Here is a 16,490-nt window from a genome sequence, read left to right on the forward strand (position 1 = left end):
TCACGTGGGGTTTTCTGCTTGCCAGGGCCGTCGTGCGGTTGGCCCGAAGATGACATCTCACCTACCGGGCAGGCCCCGGCGAGGTTTGAAGCGATGTCGACGTATCCTTCTTGAGGTCTACGGCGTCAAATAGTGGGCGCCGAAAATGGAGGCAACACCCCGTGCTCATTGCTCAGCGTCCGTCCCTGACCGAAGAGGTCGTCGACGAGTTCCGTTCCCGGTTCGTGATCGAGCCGCTGGAGCCCGGCTTCGGCTACACCCTCGGCAACTCCCTCCGCCGTACGCTCCTCTCCTCGATCCCGGGTGCGGCGGTCACGTCCATCCGCATCGACGGCGTCCTGCACGAGTTCACCACCGTGCCGGGCGTCAAGGAGGACGTCACCGACCTGATCCTCAACATCAAGCAGCTCGTCGTCAGTAGCGAGCAGGACGAGCCCGTGGTGATGTACCTGCGCAAGCAGGGCCCCGGTCTGGTCACCGCCGCCGACATCGCGCCCCCGGCCGGTGTCGAGGTGCACAACCCCGACCTGGTCCTCGCCACGCTCAACGGCAAGGGCAAGCTGGAGATGGAGCTGACCGTCGAGCGCGGTCGCGGCTACGTCTCCGCCGTGCAGAACAAGCAGGTGGGCCAGGAGATCGGCCGTATCCCGGTCGACTCCATCTACAGCCCTGTGCTCAAGGTCACGTACAAGGTCGAGGCGACCCGTGTCGAGCAGCGCACCGACTTCGACAAGCTGATCGTCGACGTCGAGACCAAGCAGGCCATGCGTCCCCGTGACGCCATGGCGTCCGCCGGCAAGACTCTGGTGGAGCTGTTCGGTCTCGCCCGCGAGCTGAACATCGACGCCGAGGGCATCGACATGGGCCCGTCCCCGACGGACGCCGCCCTTGCCGCCGACCTCGCCCTGCCGATCGAGGAGCTCGAGCTCACGGTCCGCTCCTACAACTGCCTCAAGCGCGAGGGCGTCCACTCCGTGGGCGAACTGCTGGCGCGTTCCGAGGCCGACCTGATGGACATCCGCAACTTCGGTGCGAAGTCCATCGACGAGGTCAAGGCGAAGCTGGCCGGTCTGGGTCTGGGCCTGAAGGACAGCCCGCCCGGATTCGACCCGACCGCCGCGGTCGACACCTTCGCCACCAACGACGCGGACACGCGGTTCGTGGAGACCGAGCAGTACTAGAACGCAGTAAGAGGTAAGTCCCGGCGCCCCGGTCGAGCAGCAGCCCGACCGGGGCGCCGTGCTGTGCCGGGCCCCAAGGCGTACATCCCGAGGCTGACAGGTCGTCCGGAAATCCGCCAAGGGTGGGATGCCGCTTCGCCGTTCGCCCTGAAGGGTGGCGGGCATGCGTGAAACCGGAGAACTGACGAAGCGTCACAGACGTTTGTTATCAGGCAGGTCGGCCGTCCTCGGAGCCGTACTCTGCCTCACCTCGGCCACCATGGCCCTGCTGCCCGCCTCCGCGTCCGCCGCCACGACGGTCGCCGAGGGCGGGCACACGGTCCGCATCAGCCGGACCGAGTACGGCGTACCGCACATCCTGGCCCAGGACTTCGACGGGCTCGGCTACGGCTACGGTTACGCGTTCGCGCAGGACAACGTGTGCGAACTCGCCGACCAGGTAGCGACGTTGCGGGGTGAACGGTCCCGGTTCTTCGGGCCCGACGGAGACTCCGGTGCGGGCCCCAACCTCGCGAGCGACACCTACTACGGCGGACTGCTGCGCGCCGGGACGGTGCGCCAACTGCTCGACGAGAAGGCGCCGTTGGGACCGACGACGGAGCTGCGGCGGATGGTCGAGGGATACGCCGCCGGGTACAACCGCTATCTGCGGGACACCGGAGTCGACCGGCTGCCGGACCCGCGCTGCAAGGGCAAGCCCTGGGTGCGGCCGATCACCGCCCTCGACCTGTGGAATGTCGTCTACGACGTCAACAGGGTGACCGCGACAGTGCCGTTGGCCCCGGACATCGGCGACGCACAGCCGCCGACCGCCTCCGCTCCCTCGACGGCCACAACAACCGCCTCCCGGAACGGCCTCGTCGGTCTCGGCCTCGCCTCCGCCGACGTCGGCAGCAACGGCTGGGCGCTCGGCCGGGACGCCACCCGCACCGGCAACGCGATGGTGCTCGCCAACCCGCACCTGCCCTGGGCCGCCGGCAACTTCCGCTTCTACCAAGTGCAGTTGACGATCCCCGGCACTCTGGACGTGTCCGGCGCCGGCCTCTACGGCACCCCGCTGGTGGAGATCGGCCACAACCGCACCCTCGCCTGGACGCACACCGCGAGTGACGCCCAGCACGCCTCCTTCTACGCCCTCAAGCTCGTGCCCGGCGACCCGACCAGCTATCTGCTCGACGGCAAGGCCGTACCGATGGAGCGGCGTACGGTCCCGGTCACCGTACGGGGCGCGGACGGTGGACTGTCGACCGTCGAACGGACCCTGTACACCTCGCGGTTCGGCCCCGTCCTGTCGTCCGGCTGGACCACGACCACCGCCTACGCGATCCGCGACGCCAACGCCGACAACCTGCGCTCCATGAACACCTGGCTGGCCATGGGGAAGGCGCGGACCCTCGGTCAACTGCGCGCCGCCCAGGACACCTACCAGGGCGTCCCCTGGACCTACACCCTCGCGGCCGACACCAGTGGCCGCACGTACTTCACCGACTCCTCGGCCGTACCGCACCTCACCGACGAGCAACTGAAGCGCTGCACCGTCGCGGCAGACCAAGGGCCCAACGCCCTGGACGGTTCGGCGTCGGCCTGCGCCTGGGGCAGTGACCCCGACGCGCTCGTGCCCGGCCTCTACGGCCCCTCCCACCAGCCGAAGTCGGTCCGTACCGACTATGTCGCCAACTCCAACAACGGCCCCCAGTACGTCAATCCGGAGGCGCCGATCACCGGCCTCCCGGGCGTGTACGACACCGATCCCCATCTCGACGGGCGGGCCCAGCTGGGACTGGGCATGATCGCCCAACGCCGGGACGGAACGGACGGGTTGGGCGCTCCGGGCTTCACCGAGACCACCCTCGGCGCGTCGATGTTCGGCAACCGTGTCCTGTCGGCGGAGAGGGGCCGCGACGACATCGTCGCCATGTGCCGCGCCCACCCGAGCCTGACGGCCACGGACGGCTCACCGGTCGACGTGACGCAGGCATGTGCGGTCCTCGCCCGCTGGGACACCCGCGCCGACATCACCAGCCGGGGCATCGTGCTCTGGAGCACGTTCTACAACCGCCTCCTCGACGGCGGTCCGCCCGACACCTGGCGCCGCGTTCCCTACGACCCCGCCCAACCCCTCACCACACCAAGGGGGTTCAACGGCGACGACCCGCGCGTCCGGCGCGCCCTGGCCGACGCCGTCCAGGAGTTCGCCGCCCGTGACCTCCCGGTCGACGTCGAACTCGGCGCCGTACAGAAGTGGGCCGGGATCCCGCTGCCCGGCTGTGACGTGGGCTGTTTCGACGTCGTGGAGGCGGGGCCCGACTCGGGCACCGGCACCCCGACCGCCGGCGCGTTCGGCAGCAGCTTCCTGATGACCGTCGAACTGACCCCCGACGGGCCCCGCGCCCACACCCTCCTGACCTACGGAGAGTCCGCGAACCCCACGTCACCCCACTTCTCGGACCAGACCCGCCTGTTCTCGCGCAAGCAGTGGGTCACCGAGCGATTCACCGAGGCGGAGATCGCGGGCGCCCCTGGCCTGGAGGTGACGACTCTGCGCAGGTGACGCGGGCCGACGCAGCGCGGGCCGGTCGCAACCCGGCCGCCCGGACGCGGGGTTGACTGGTCTATACCCTTGACTGGTACAGACCAATGCGGTTCAGTGAGTGGCGTCATCCCCCACCACGGCCGCCCCCCCCACGTCGTGACCGGTCCGACCGGCCCGTGCGCACAAGGCTCCGCTTCGCCCTGCCCTTGGCGGGGTACGGCCGTGCTCCACAGAGGAGTTGAACCCTGTGTCGAGACGCCGCATCGCCGCAGTACTGACCGCACTCGTCCTCGGTAGCCTTACGCCCGTGGTCCTCCCCGCCGCCGGCGCGTCCGCCGCGTCCTGTTCCAGCTATCCCAACTGGGTGGCCGGCCAGTCGTACGTGACCGGCAACATCGTCCGCTACACCGACGGCAAGGCGTACATCGCCGAGCACGACAACCCGGGCTACGACCCGGTCATCAGCACCTGGTTCTGGGAGCCGTACGCCTGCGACGGCGGCTCGACCACGCCCGTCGGCACCTTCGTCGTCAGCGAGGCGCAGTTCAACCAGATGTTCCCGAGCCGGAACTCGTTCTACTCCTACAGCGGCCTCACCGCCGCCCTCAGCGCCTACCCGGGCTTCGCCAACACCGGCAGCGACACCACGAAGAAGCAAGAAGCCGCCGCCTTCCTCGCCAACGTCAGCCACGAGACGGGCGGGTTGGTGTACATCGTCGAGCAGAACACCGCCAACTACCCGACGTACTGCAACTGGAACGAGCCCTACGGCTGCCCGGCCGGTCGGTCCGCCTACTACGGGCGCGGCCCGCTGCAGCTCAGCTGGAACTTCAACTACAAGGCCGCCGGGGACGCGTTGGGCATCGATCTGCTCAACAACCCCTGGCTGGTGCAGAACGACTCGGCCGTGGCCTGGAAGACCGCGCTCTGGTACTGGAACACCCAGAGCGGACCCGGCTCCATGACCCCGCACAACGCGATCGTCAACGGCGCCGGTTTCGGCCAGACCATCCGCAGCATCAACGGCTCGGTGGAGTGCGACGGCAAGAGCCCCGCCCAGGTGCAGAGCCGTGTCGACGCCTATCAGCGGTTCACGTCGATCCTCGGGACCGGCACGGGAGCCAACCTCTACTGCTGAGCGTGCGGCACGGGCACCGGCCGGACCGCACGTCCGGCCGGTGCCCCGTCCCGTCCACGCGTTCCAGGAAGGGTGTGTTCCTGCAGGTCAGCACCTGTGTGAGCGTTCCAGCTTCCCGTTTCCCCCGACTGTCCTGGCGGCTGGGACGGATCGCCGCGCAAGCTGCGGTTGTTCGCAGCGAGACCCACCACGAACCGGGTGGCTCGCCTTCCAGCACCGCACTCAGGGGGAACCCGAGCATGTCCGACACCGTCTTCCGCCGCCGCACGGCACTCCTCACCGCCGGCTTCGCCGCAGCCGCCTCACTCGCACTCACCGCCTGCGGAACCGGCCAGGACACGGGGGCCAGGAGCACCTCGACCGCCGTCGCCGACAGCGGCAACTCCTCGGCCGCCACACCCAAGGGCAACACCGGGGGCACCGAAGCCGCGGCCTCCGGCACGGACTCGGCCGTGACGGTCTCGAAGCCGGGCCGGAGCAGCACCGCCTCCAAGGGATCCACCGGGTCCAAGGGCTCATCGGGCGCCGTCACCTGCACCGTCGCCAACACCAAGGTCACCGCGCAGACCGTGACACGTCCGCTCAACCACCTGCTGCTGGCCGTCAAGAACACCGGCTCCAAGACCTGCTACCTGTACGGCTATCCGGCCATCGACTTCCAGGACGCCCAGGCCTTGCCCCCGGTCGACAAGGACACGCAGCCGCAGGCGGTCACCACGCTCCGCCCGGGACAGTCGGGCTACGCGGGCGTCCTGCTCTCCGCCGCCGACGGCAGCGGCTCGGGCGGCTACACCGCGAAGACGCTCAAGGTGATCTTCCAGAACCGCGCGCTCGACTTCGTGGGCTCGGGCGTCGAGGTCCCGCTGCCCGCCAAGGGCGTCTGGATCGACGGCTCCCTGACCACCACCTACTGGCTGACCGACCCCGCGGACGCCCTCGACTAGGCGGCCCGTACCGCGAAGTTCCCTGCCGCACAGAAAGGACGAGGTGTGTCCAGTACAGCGAACGACGTGGCTCGGCGGCTCGATCCAGGGGCGCCCGCGCACGAGTACTTCGAGGTGGTGTGGCGCACCTCGTCCGACGGCGCGTTCAAGAGAGCGGGCCTGCTCGCCCGGGAGATCATCGGCATCGCGGTCGGCCTGCACTCCGCCGACGAGGTACAGCCGATCGGCATCGACGTCCGCGTGCACCAGGGCCCGCCGGTTGCGAGCTTCGCCTACGGCGACGACCGCGAACTGGCCCGCCGGCACACCGCGTTGGTGGAACGCCGGCTCTGGGGCAGCACCGTGGGCGAGTTCCTGGCGTTTCTCCGCGAGACGGCTGCCGCTCCGGCAACCCGAACCATCTGAACCATCTGAACCACCCGAACCGCGTGAACTACCCGAACCACCTGAATCGGTCGAGGAGACATCCCCCATGTTCGACAGCTCCCTTTCCGGGAACCGGCGCCCGATCCGCCGTGCCACGGCGCTCGCCCTCGCCGGTGCGGCCCTCGCGCTCGCCGTGCCGGTCTCGGCCACGGCCGTGTCCGGTGCGGCCCGCGCCGCCGCCCCCGACCCGGTGTCCACGTTCGGGTTCACCGCCCAGGAACGCAAGGACGCCCTCGCCTACTGGTCGCCGGCCCGGATCAAGGCCGTGGGGAAGTCCGTGGACCTCGGGCCGACCGGGCCGAAGACCAAGACGTGGACCGGTCCACAGCTGAAGACCGTGGGGCGGCTCTTCATGGTCAACGCCGCAGGGGCCGACACCTGGTGCACGGCCACCGCCGTGCAGAGCGCCAACCGGTCCGTCGTGATGACCGCGGGGCACTGCGTCCGGCGTTCCGCCTCGCCCGTCAACACCAACATGTCGATGGTGTTCGTCCCGGCCTACGGCAAGGGCAGGCAGCCGTACGGCGCCTTCGCGGTCCGTACCGTCCTGACGCCGCGCACCTTCGCCGAGGAGGGCACGAACGACGTGGCCGCGATGGTCGTCGACGCGGACAGGAGCGGTCGTAGGCTCACCGATGTCGTGGGCGGGACGCCCGTCGCCTTCGGCCGGGCGGTCGGCGGGAGGATCTCGTCCTTCGGCTACCCCGCCACCCACCCCCAGCTCGGCGAGGAACTCCTGCGCTGCGTCGGTACGGAGAAGAAGGAGAACGGCCGGCAGATGATCCCCTGCGACATGACCGGCGGCTCCAGCGGCGGCCCGTGGCTGGCCGGGTTCGACGAGGCCACCGGGAAGGGCACCCTCGTCTCGGTCAACAGCGCGCTGGACGGCTTCACGCCGACCAAGATGTACGGCGAGATCCTGGGCGCCACCGCCAAGGCCATGTACGAGCGGGCCGGGCGCGGCTGAGCACCGGTGCCCGAGGGCTGCCCCCGCCGACAGGGGCAGCCCCATGTGAGTACCGCCAGGGGAGGTGCGGTGACGGGCGCCTTGCCATGACAGCCGTGGGGTTGACCAACACTGCCGGCGCCCGCGACGTTCCGTTCCCCTGGCGGTGGGACCAGCCTGGGGTGCCGGGCGGGCGCGGGGGGTGCGAACCCCGGGAGATCCGTGCACCCGGTCGCGGGCGGGGGCTTCGCGGGGGGTACCTAGGTATGCGGAAACACCGGGATACCTACGCCGTCGAGGTGCCCTCCGGCTGTGCCGGGGCCAGGATCTCGGTACGGGAGGTGATCCCCAGCTTGGCGAGGATGTGCTCCACGTGGGCGTCCACGGTGCGTTTGGAGATGACGAGCCGTTCGGCGATCTCCCGGTTGGACAGGCCCCGGGTCACCAGCGCGGCGACCTCGCGCTCGCGGCGGGTGAGGGGATCGACGGGGCGGCCGTCCGCGGTGCCGGGGCGGACCGCGGGGACACCGGGCGGCTCGTCGGCGTCCGCCCCTACGGCGTCCAGGAGTTCGCGGCCCGACATGCGGGCACCCGCCTCCCGCCACCGCTCGTACGGTTCGTCGCCCAGTGCCGCGCGCACCGCCCGCTGCTGGGCCTCCTGCTCCTCCAGCAGCCGGGGCAGCATGCCGACCGGGTCGCCGCCCAGCCGGCGCGCGTGCTCCGCGTAGCCCAGCAGCCAGCAGGCCCTGACGTAGCGTTGCTGTCCGGCCGCGTGCCAGGCCAGCCCCAGGGTCGCGAGTGCCGCGACGAGGACCTCGCCGATCTCGCTCGCCGCCTCCAGGCCCCGGCGCAACGCCACCGCGCTCTCCTCCGGCCGCCCGACGAGCCACAGGATGACGCCCTGGACGGTGAGCGTGGACCCGTACAACTGGCGCTCGCCCCGGCCCTCCAGATACGCCAGCCCCGACTCGCACCACTCCAGCGCCCGGTCCGTGAAGCCCAACGCCCCGTACAACAGGGCCCCTTCGTAGTGGACGACGCCGATGCCCAGCGCGTCGTCCGCCGCGACCATCCGCGCGCGGACCGCGTCGAGCGCCGCCATCCCCTCCTCCACGGCGCCGCCGAGCACGGTCATGGCGGCCAAGTAGCCCTCGCTGAACAGTTCCACCCGACTCTCGCCGACCCGCCGTGCCAGGTCCAGGGCGCGCGGAAACCGGTCCAACGCCGTCTCCAGATCCGCCGTCCACACCCCGAACACCCCGGTCATGAACAGGGCCCAGGCCCGCACGGGGGAGTCCTGCTGGACCGGTCCAAGCCCCTTGTCGATCCAGTACCGGCCCTCGGACAGGGTGCCCGCCGCCCGCCAGTACGCCCCGAGCCGGGTGGCCAGCCACAGCGCGTCCACGGCCCGGCCCTCGGTGGCGCAGCCGTACTCCAGGGCCGCCCGCACATCGGCGATCTCCGCGCGCACCGCGTGGTGCAGCGGCACCTGCGCCGGGCCCACCAGACCGTCCCAGAAACGGCCGACGAGTTCCTCGTAGTGCGCGAAGTGCCGCCGTCGTACGGCCTCGGCGTCCTCGGTCTTCGCGAGCCGCCCGGCGCCGTACTCGCGGATGGTGTCCAGGAGCCGGTAGCGGCCCCCGTCCTCGCCGAGGCGCTGGACGACCGACTTGTCGACCAGACCGATCAGCGCCTCGACGACCTCCTCGCCGCCGAGGTCGCCCGCACCGCCCGCGCACACCCGTTCGGCGGCGGTCAGTCCGAAGGAACCGGCGAACACCGAGAGCCGCGCCCACAGCAGTTGCTCCTGGGGTGTGCACAGGTCGTAGGACCAGTCGATGGCCGCGCGCAGGGTCTGGTGCCGGGTCAGGGCCGTGCGCCGGCCGCCGGTCAGGACCTCGCAGTGGCGGTCCAGGCGGGCGACGAGTTCGGAGAGGGGCACGGCCCGCAGCCGTACGGCCGCCAGTTCCAGGGCGAGGGGGATGCCGTCGAGGCGGTCGACGAGGGCGAGGGCGTGCTCCCGGTCGGCGCCGTCGAGGGCTCGGCCGCCGGTCACGGCCGCGGCGCGCTGGGTGAACAGGTCGACGGCGTCGGCGCGGGCCAGCGGGGCGACCGGCAGAGAGCGCTCACCGGGCACGTCGAGCGGCTGCCTGCTGGTGGCGAGCACGCTCAGTCCGGGAGCCTCGCGCAGCAGGACGTCGCAGAGCATCGCGCAGGCGTCGACCAGGTGCTCGCAGGTGTCGAGGACGATCAACATCCGCCGCCCGCGCAGGTGTTCCACGATCGCGTCCAACGGTGTCATGCCGGACTGCTCGGGCAGCTCCAGCACGCCCGCGAGGGTCGGCGGCACCAACTCCGGGTCGTGCAGGGCGGAGAGCTCCACCAGACGCACCCCGTCGGCGAACCGGTCCGTGACCGCGCGGGCCGCCCGCAACGCCGTACGGCTCTTGCCGACACCGCCCGGACCGACCAGCGTGACCAGTCGCGAACGCGCCAACTCGGCGTGCAGCGCGGCGAGTTCGCCGGTGCGTCCGACGAAGCTGGTCAACTCGACGGGGAGTTGACCGCCGCGCCGCTGTCCGAAGCCGTATCCCATGCCCGCCCCCATACCCGTCCGCCAACCGGTCACCACAGCGTAGGCGAGTGACTCCCGAGCGTGAACGGTAGTCGAGTCCGGCGGGTGGACGCGAGATCGCGCCGGTGGCTCAGTGCGGGGGCGCGCAGGTCAGCTCGTGCGTGCGCCCCTCACGCCGGGCTCGCCCAGCCGCCGCTCTCGACGGAGCGCACCATGGCGTCCAGTACCGCCGCGCTGTGCACGGCGTCCGGGAGGGTGGCGCCGTACGGCTTGTCCTCGGCGACGGAGCGCAGGAAGCGGTACGCCTCGATCACCTTGAGGTCGTCGTAGCCCATCGCGTTGGCCGCGCCGGGTTGGAAGGCGCCGAACTCGCCGTCTCCCGGGCCGACATACACCGTGGTGACCGGCTGGTCCTGGTACGTGGTGCCGCGGCTGACGGCCAGTTCGTTCATCCGGCGGAAGTCCCAGAACACCGCGCCCTTGGTGCCGTGCACCTCGAAGCCGTAGTTGTTCTGCTCGCCGACCGAGACCCGGCAGGCCTCCAGGACGCCCCGGGCGCCGGAGGCGAAGCGCAGCAGGCAGTTGACGTAGTCCTCGTTCTCCACCGGCCCCAACTCCCCGCCCGTGGCGAGCGCGTGGCCCGCGGTCGCGCCGGTGGGGCGGGCCCGCTGCGGCAGGAAGATCGCGGTGTCGGCGGCGAGGGAGGTGATGTCCCCGAGCAGGTGACGGGCCAGGTCGGCGCCGTGCGAGGCCAGGTCGCCGAGGACTCCGTGGCCGCCGCGCTCCAGCTCGTAGCGCCAGGTCAGGGCGCCGTCCGGGTGGGCGGCGTAGTCGCTGAACAGGCGGACGCGGATGTGGGTGACCGTGCCCAGCTCGCCGGAGGCGATCAGGTCGCGGGCGGCCTCCACGGCGGGCGCGTTGCGGTAGTTGAAGCCGACCGCGCCCTGTACGCCCGCCTTGGTGACCGCGTCGGACACGGCGGAGGCGTCCGCGGTCGACAGGCCCACCGGCTTCTCGATCCAGATGTGCTTGCCGGCCTCGGCCATCGCGACGCCGATCTCGCGGTGCAGGAAGTTCGGCGCGGTGATGCTCACCGCCTGCACGCGCGGGTCGGCGACCACCTCGCGCCAGTCGCGGGTGGTGGAGGCGAAGCCGAACTGCTCGGCGGCCTGCTCGGCTCGCCCGGGCACGTCCTCGGCGACCGACACCAGCTGTGGCCGCACGGTCAGCTGCGGAAAGTGGTGCGGGACCCGGGCGTACGCCTGGGTGTGCACCCGCCCCATCCATCCGAAGCCCACGACGGCTACACCGAGCGAGGTCACCATGACTGCCCTTCTTTGGACCGGTCCAGAAGCTGTTCCCGCCACCCTGAAACGCGTACGTCCTTATGTCAATACCTTTAGATGCCTTTGACAGCCGGCCGGGGCGCATGGAACGGTCCAACCATGAGAGCACCGACCATCCGTGATGTCGCCGAACACGCCGGTGTGTCGAAGTCCCTGGTCTCCCTGGTGCTGCGCGGCTCCGAGCAGGTACGACCCGAGAAACGACAGGCCGTACTGGCCGCCGTCGAGGAACTCGGCTACCGGCCCAACGCCGCCGCCCGCAGCCTCAGCGAGCGCCGCACCCGCTCGGTCGGCGTCCTCCTCAACGACCTGCGCAACCCGTGGTTCGTGGAGCTCCTCGACGGCCTCGGCTCGCGCCTGCACGAACGCGGCCTGCACATGCTCCTCGCCGACGGCCGTCTCAACCGGCGCCTCGGCGACGATCTCTCCCGCACCTTCACGGAACTGCGCGTCGACGGACTCGTCGCGGTCGGCACCCTCCCCGCCTCGGACGAACTGCGTGCCGCCGCCGGCCACATCCCCACCGTGGTCGCCGGCGCCCGCGAGCCGGTGCTGCCGTACGTCGACGTCGTCGCGGGCGACGACGCGCACGGCGCGCGCCTTGCCACCGAGCACCTCGTCGAACTCGGCCACCGCCGCATCGCGCACATCGCGGGACAGGGTGTCGTCGGCGAACTGCGCCGCACCGCCTTCGAGACGGTCGTGCGCGAACACGGTCTGGCCGACCTCGCGACGGTCGAACAGGGCGACCTCACCGAGGAGGGCGGCTACCGCGCCATGGTCCGCCTGCTCAACGCCCCCGAGCCGCCGACCGCGGTCTTCGCCTTCAACGACATCGCCTGCGTCGGCGCTCTGTCGGCCGCCGAGGAGTCGGGCCTGCACGTACCGCGCGACCTCTCCCTCGTCGGCTACGACAACACCTACCTGGCGCGGCTGCGACACCTGTGGCTCACCACCGTCGACAGCGCCAGCCACGACATCGGCCGCCGTGCCGCGCAGCACCTCCTGGACCGGATGGCGAACCCGGCCCGCCCGGGCGAGACCGTGCTCTCCCCGCCGACCCTCCAGGTACGCGGCACGACGGGGCCGCCCTCGACGCCGTAGCCCCGGCGCGGGCATGATTCGGTGCGGTGCCGAACGACACCCCACCGCCGAGCCGCCCGCCCCTGCTCCGGGAGCAGCACCGCGCTCTGCCGCTGGAGCCGCACGCCGACGTCGGCGAACCGGCCCGCTACCGCAGAGCGGGCGGCGGCTTCGTCTCGGTCAACGTCGGCTACGCGCCGCACGGTGCCGACGACATCGACGACGCCGTGCGCGCGGGGAGAGTGGCGGTCGCCTTCGACCTGGAGGATTCCGGGCCGCTGGAAGGGGACTTGGACCGGTACAGCACTTCTACGACCTCGGTGTGCGCACCATGCTGCCGAGCCGAGGACGCCGTCGCCGCGATCCTGGGCGGCGCCTTCCGGCAGGTGGCGGCGCAGGTGTGGCGGTAGCGGGCAACCGGCCCGCCCGAGCCTGCTCCGGGCCGAACCGGCCCGGCCCGACCACCCCGCGATGTGACGTCACGAGGCGTGCCCATTACGTTCGTGGGGACGACGGGAACGCCGGAAGAGGAACAGCATGAGCAGCCGCAACACGGGCGAGATCACGCGCGTCGAGGACGCGGCACTCACCCTGGCCGCGCAGGCCGGTGACGTCGCCGCCCTGGGGCTGCTGCTGGAGCGGCACCGGGCCGGGATGCGCGCGGTCGCGGTGAGTGTGCTCGGGCCGGGGCCCGACGTCGACGACGTGGTGCAGGACGCGGCACTGACCGCCCTGCGGCGGGTCGGGGACGTGCGCGACCCGGAGGCCGTGGGGCCGTGGCTGCGGATGATCGTGCGCAACACCGCCCGCTCGCTGCTGCGCGGCACCGTCGACCTCCGGCCCCTCGACGACCTCCATGAGCCCGCCACGGAGTCCGGCCCGGAACGGTGGCTGGAGCACCACACGATGCGGGACTGGATCTGGGAGGCCATCGAGGAACTGTCGCCCGCGCTGCGACTGCCGCTGGTGCTACGGCACTTCAGCGTCGGTGTCACCTCGTACGAGCGGATCGCGGAGGCCTGCGGGGTCCCCGTCGGCACCGTCCGCAGCCGGCTCAGCCAGGGCCGGGCCAGGCTCGCACTGGCCCTCGCCGCCACGGCCGACGCCCCGCACGGCGACGCCGGCCGCCGCACCCGCGCCAGCCGCGTCGAGGCCCGCGAGACCCTGGAGGCGGCCGAGAGCGGACACTTCGGCAAGCTGATCACCGAGCGCTGGTCGCCGGAGGCCGCGCTGGTCCGTGGGAACCAACCGGTGGGCGGCAGAAGCCTGTTGGTGCGCGGAATGGAGTGCGACCTGGAGGCCGGCGTACGGCAGCACCTCGCGCACGCCGTGGCGAGCCGGTCGCTCGTCGTCTGGGAGATGGACATCAGCAACCCCGACGACGACCCCGAGCACTGCCCGCCCGCCGTGGCCTGGCTGATGAGTCTGGACGGCGCCGGACGGGTGTACCGGCTGCGCCTCGTCCACCCCCGGCCGGTACCGGTCCCGCACGCCCTCCTGGTGTGACGGGCATCACTCGATCCGTTTCGAACTTCACCCTTTCTCCCGCGTCCTGTCCGTGTCATCGCCACGTGCCGGACAAGGAGATCCCATGAGCACCACCCCTTCGACCGACCCGCTCGCCACCGGAACGCACACCGTCGAGATCGACGGAGTCACCCAGCGCTACCACGTCCACGGGACCGGTCCCGTGTGCGTCGCGCACTCCGGCGGACCCGGCATCTTCTGGGAGTACCTGCGCATGCCCGCGCTGGAGGAGCACCTCACGGTCGTCTACCCGGAGCCCGTCGGCACCGGCGCCTCCGGCCGGCTGCCCACCCACCCGCACGGCTACACCCGGGCCCGCTACAGCCGCTTCCTCACCGGACTGATCGACCACCTCGGCGTCCCCGAGGTGCACCTCCTCGGACACTCCCACGGCGGATTCGTCGCCCAGTACCACGCCCTGCACCACCCCGATCGCCTCGCCGGCGTGATCCTCTACGAGAGCGCACCGGTGACCGGCCCCGAGCACGGTGCCGAGGCGGTGCGCCTGGTGCAGGAGTTCGCCGCCCGGCACGCCGACAACCCCGGGCTCCCCGAGGTCGTGGAGGCGTTCCAGAACATCCCCACCATCTCCGACGACGCGCAGACCACCGCCGTGGCCCGCGGGCTGTTCCCCGCCTACTTCGCCGACTTCTGGGGCCGGGAGGCCGAGTTCGCCCCCGTCCGGGAGGCTGTCGCGGCCACCCACATCTCCGGGCTGGCCGAGGACCGCACCCCGGACGTCGTCGACGACCGCGCCACCCTCGGCGCGCTCACCGTGCCGACCCTCGTCCTCGTGGGCCGCCACGACTTCATCTGCGGGGTGCGCTGGGCCGAGGAACTGCACGACCTCGTCCCGGGTTCGGAGCTGGTGATCCTGGAGAACAGCGGGCACTTCGGGCACCTGGAGGAACCGGAGGCCTTCGCGAAGGCGGTGACCGCGTTCGTCGAGACCGCCGGCCGGAACTAGGTCATTTGGTCGAAGCTCCCGCGGACGGCCCTGCCTAGTGTGGAGCTGTCCGGAGGGTTCCCGACAAACAAGGAGCAACGGCATGAGCGCCGTCAAGAACATCGTCCTCGTGCACGGCGGATTCGTCGACGGTTCCGGATGGCAGTCCGTGTACCGCCTTCTCACCCAGGACGGATTCCGCGTCAGCGTCGTACAGAACCCGACCCTGTCCCTCGACGGCGACGTGGCCGTCACCCACCGCGCCCTCGACGCCCTGGACGGTCCGGCGGTGCTCGTCGGCCACTCCTACGGCGGCGCCGTGATCACCGAGGCCGGCCGCCACGACCGGGTGGCCGCGCTCGCCTACATCGCGGCCTTCGCGCCGGACAAGGACGAGTCGGTCGGCACCCTGGTCGCCGACCCGGCGCCCGGCGCGCCGGTGCCGCCGATCCTGCCGCCGGTCGACGGCTTCCTGTTCCTGGACCGGGACAAGTTCGCCGCGTCGTTCGCGGGCGACCTGCCGGCCGAGGACGCCGCGTTCCTGGCCGACGCCCAGGTGCCGTGGGGCCTGGACGCGCTCGGCGGTACGATCACCGAACCCGCCTGGCGGACCAAGCCCAGCTGGTACCTCGTCACGACCGGGGACCGCATGATCCCGCCGCCGGTCCAGCACCAGATGGCCGAGCGGGCCGGCGCCACCGTCTCCGAGGCCGAGGGCAGCCACGCCATCTACGTCTCCCGGCCGGAGGCCGTCGTGGAACTGATCAAGCAGGCCGCGGCCGACCAGGGCTGACTGCTTGCCCGGCCGGGTCGCAGGCGCCCCCGGGTACGCCGTCCCCTCCGACACCCACTGACCACCTGACCATCCGTCAATTCCCCGTGGCAGCCCGCCTGTTCCCCTCAGGCGGGCTGCCCGCGCGCCCCTCCCGGGACCACCCGAGAAAGAAGCAGCACCTTGACGACCGTCGTCCAGCCGTCCGTCGCCGAGCAGTCCGAGGCGGAAGCCCTCTACCGATTCCAGATGGAGACCCCCGAGCCCGTCCGCACCGCGCTCGGCATGAACGCCACCCGGATCGGCGGCGGGGTGGTGCTGTCGATGCGCCACGACAGCACCCACTTCTGGAGCAAGGCCCTCGGCTTCGGAGTCACCGCCCCCGTCACCGCCCAACTGGTCGAGGAGGTCTGCGACTTCTACCGCGCCGAGCGCACCCCGCAGGCCGTCCTGCAGATCGCGCCCGCCTTCCTGCCCGAGGACTGGCCGGAGATCTGCGCGCGGGAGGGCATAGTCCGCGCCCCGTCCTGGGCCAAGCTCGTCTGCCCGACCGACGAGGCCGTCGCGCGCGCCGACGCCCTGGACCGGCCCGACGGCATCCGGGTCACCCCGCTGGCCGCCGAAGAGGCCCTGGAATGGGGCACGGTGATGATGCGGGCCTTCGGCACACCGGTCGAGCACTACGCCGAGATGGCCGCGTCGACCGTGACCCGGCCGGGCTGGCATCCCTACGCCGCCTGGCTGGACGGGGAGTTGGTCGGCACCGGCACCCTGCTCGTCCGCGGCGAGACGGCGCAGATGTTCGCCGGCGCCGTACTGCCCCACGCACGCGGTCGCGGCGGCCAGACCGCGCTGCTCGCCGCCCGGGCCCGCGCGGCACGGAAGCTCGGCTGCCGGGTGCTCGTCGCCGAGACGGGCGCCGAACAGCCCGGCACCCACAACAGCTCCCTGCACAACATGTTCCGCCTCGGCTTCGAGGTCGCCTACGAACGCCCCAACTGGCGCTGGCACTTGAACCCCGACGCGGGCACGGGCACCGACGACGCGGGCACGTCCGGGCACTGAGCCGACGG

General features: G+C 71.6%; 14 protein-coding genes. 12 read left to right on the forward strand and 2 right to left on the reverse strand.

What is annotated here, in order from left to right; all coding sequences use genetic code 11:
• Positions 1 to 161: 161 nt before the first annotated feature.
• The 6 genes from OC490_RS05925 (at position 162) to OC490_RS05950 (ending at position 7,189) form a co-directional block, all read left to right on the forward strand.
• The gene (locus tag OC490_RS05925) at positions 162 to 1,181 is read left to right on the forward strand and encodes a DNA-directed RNA polymerase subunit alpha (protein ID WP_019073061.1); all 1,020 of its coding nucleotides are present in this window, start codon (positions 162 to 164) and stop codon (positions 1,179 to 1,181) included.
• A gap of 259 nt (positions 1,182 to 1,440) precedes the next feature.
• Positions 1,441 to 3,732 carry a penicillin acylase family protein gene (locus tag OC490_RS05930; protein ID WP_262056713.1) on the forward strand — a complete coding sequence of 764 codons (2,292 nt, stop codon included), beginning with the start codon at positions 1,441 to 1,443 and terminating at the stop codon, positions 3,730 to 3,732.
• A gap of 229 nt (positions 3,733 to 3,961) precedes the next feature.
• A complete protein-coding gene (locus tag OC490_RS05935; protein WP_262056714.1) occupies positions 3,962 to 4,852 on the forward strand; it encodes a glycoside hydrolase family 19 protein in 891 nt (296 codons plus the stop codon).
• 239 nt (positions 4,853 to 5,091) lie between these two features.
• Positions 5,092 to 5,796, forward strand: coding sequence for a DUF4232 domain-containing protein (locus tag OC490_RS05940; RefSeq protein WP_262056715.1), 705 nt, complete (start codon positions 5,092 to 5,094; stop codon positions 5,794 to 5,796).
• Positions 5,797 to 5,841: 45 nt separating this feature from the next.
• Positions 5,842 to 6,201 (forward strand): hypothetical protein, encoded by a 360-nt coding sequence (locus OC490_RS05945; protein ID WP_262056716.1) that lies wholly within the window; start codon positions 5,842 to 5,844, stop codon positions 6,199 to 6,201.
• Between the two features lie 67 nt (positions 6,202 to 6,268).
• Positions 6,269 to 7,189 (forward strand): trypsin-like serine peptidase, encoded by a 921-nt coding sequence (locus tag OC490_RS05950; RefSeq protein WP_262056717.1) that lies wholly within the window; start codon positions 6,269 to 6,271, stop codon positions 7,187 to 7,189.
• A gap of 265 nt (positions 7,190 to 7,454) precedes the next feature.
• On the opposite strand, the gene OC490_RS05955 is transcribed toward OC490_RS05950, so the two are convergent.
• Together OC490_RS05955 and OC490_RS05960 are read right to left on the reverse strand one after the other, a co-directional pair.
• The gene (locus OC490_RS05955) at positions 7,455 to 9,764 is read right to left on the reverse strand and encodes a helix-turn-helix transcriptional regulator (protein WP_262056718.1); all 2,310 of its coding nucleotides are present in this window, start codon (positions 9,762 to 9,764) and stop codon (positions 7,455 to 7,457) included.
• Between the two features lie 149 nt (positions 9,765 to 9,913).
• Positions 9,914 to 11,068 carry a Gfo/Idh/MocA family protein gene (locus OC490_RS05960; RefSeq protein ID WP_262056719.1) on the reverse strand — a complete coding sequence of 385 codons (1,155 nt, stop codon included), beginning with the start codon at positions 11,066 to 11,068 and terminating at the stop codon, positions 9,914 to 9,916.
• 120 nt (positions 11,069 to 11,188) lie between these two features.
• Between OC490_RS05960 and OC490_RS05965 the strand changes: the two genes are divergently transcribed.
• The 6 genes from OC490_RS05965 to OC490_RS05990 all read left to right on the forward strand — a co-directional run bounded on the left by OC490_RS05965 (position 11,189) and on the right by OC490_RS05990 (position 16,482).
• Complete coding sequence (locus tag OC490_RS05965) at positions 11,189 to 12,193, forward strand: LacI family DNA-binding transcriptional regulator (RefSeq protein ID WP_262056720.1); 1,005 nt, start codon at positions 11,189 to 11,191, stop codon at positions 12,191 to 12,193.
• Between the two features lie 26 nt (positions 12,194 to 12,219).
• Positions 12,220 to 12,582 carry a hypothetical protein gene (locus OC490_RS05970; RefSeq protein ID WP_262056721.1) on the forward strand — a complete coding sequence of 121 codons (363 nt, stop codon included), beginning with the start codon at positions 12,220 to 12,222 and terminating at the stop codon, positions 12,580 to 12,582.
• Between the two features lie 127 nt (positions 12,583 to 12,709).
• Positions 12,710 to 13,678: an RNA polymerase sigma factor gene (locus OC490_RS05975; protein WP_262056722.1), complete on the forward strand. Its 969-nt coding sequence runs from the start codon at positions 12,710 to 12,712 to the stop codon at positions 13,676 to 13,678.
• 85 nt (positions 13,679 to 13,763) lie between these two features.
• Positions 13,764 to 14,666: an alpha/beta fold hydrolase gene (locus OC490_RS05980; protein ID WP_262056723.1), complete on the forward strand. Its 903-nt coding sequence runs from the start codon at positions 13,764 to 13,766 to the stop codon at positions 14,664 to 14,666.
• Positions 14,667 to 14,748: 82 nt separating this feature from the next.
• A complete protein-coding gene (locus tag OC490_RS05985; protein WP_262056724.1) occupies positions 14,749 to 15,438 on the forward strand; it encodes an alpha/beta fold hydrolase in 690 nt (229 codons plus the stop codon).
• Between the two features lie 162 nt (positions 15,439 to 15,600).
• Complete coding sequence (locus tag OC490_RS05990) at positions 15,601 to 16,482, forward strand: GNAT family N-acetyltransferase (RefSeq protein WP_262056725.1); 882 nt, start codon at positions 15,601 to 15,603, stop codon at positions 16,480 to 16,482.
• Positions 16,483 to 16,490: the final 8 nt, after the last annotated feature.

This window comes from Streptomyces sp. STR69 (assembly GCF_024519455.1).
Taxonomy (GTDB): Bacteria; Actinomycetota; Actinomycetes; order Streptomycetales; family Streptomycetaceae; genus Streptomyces.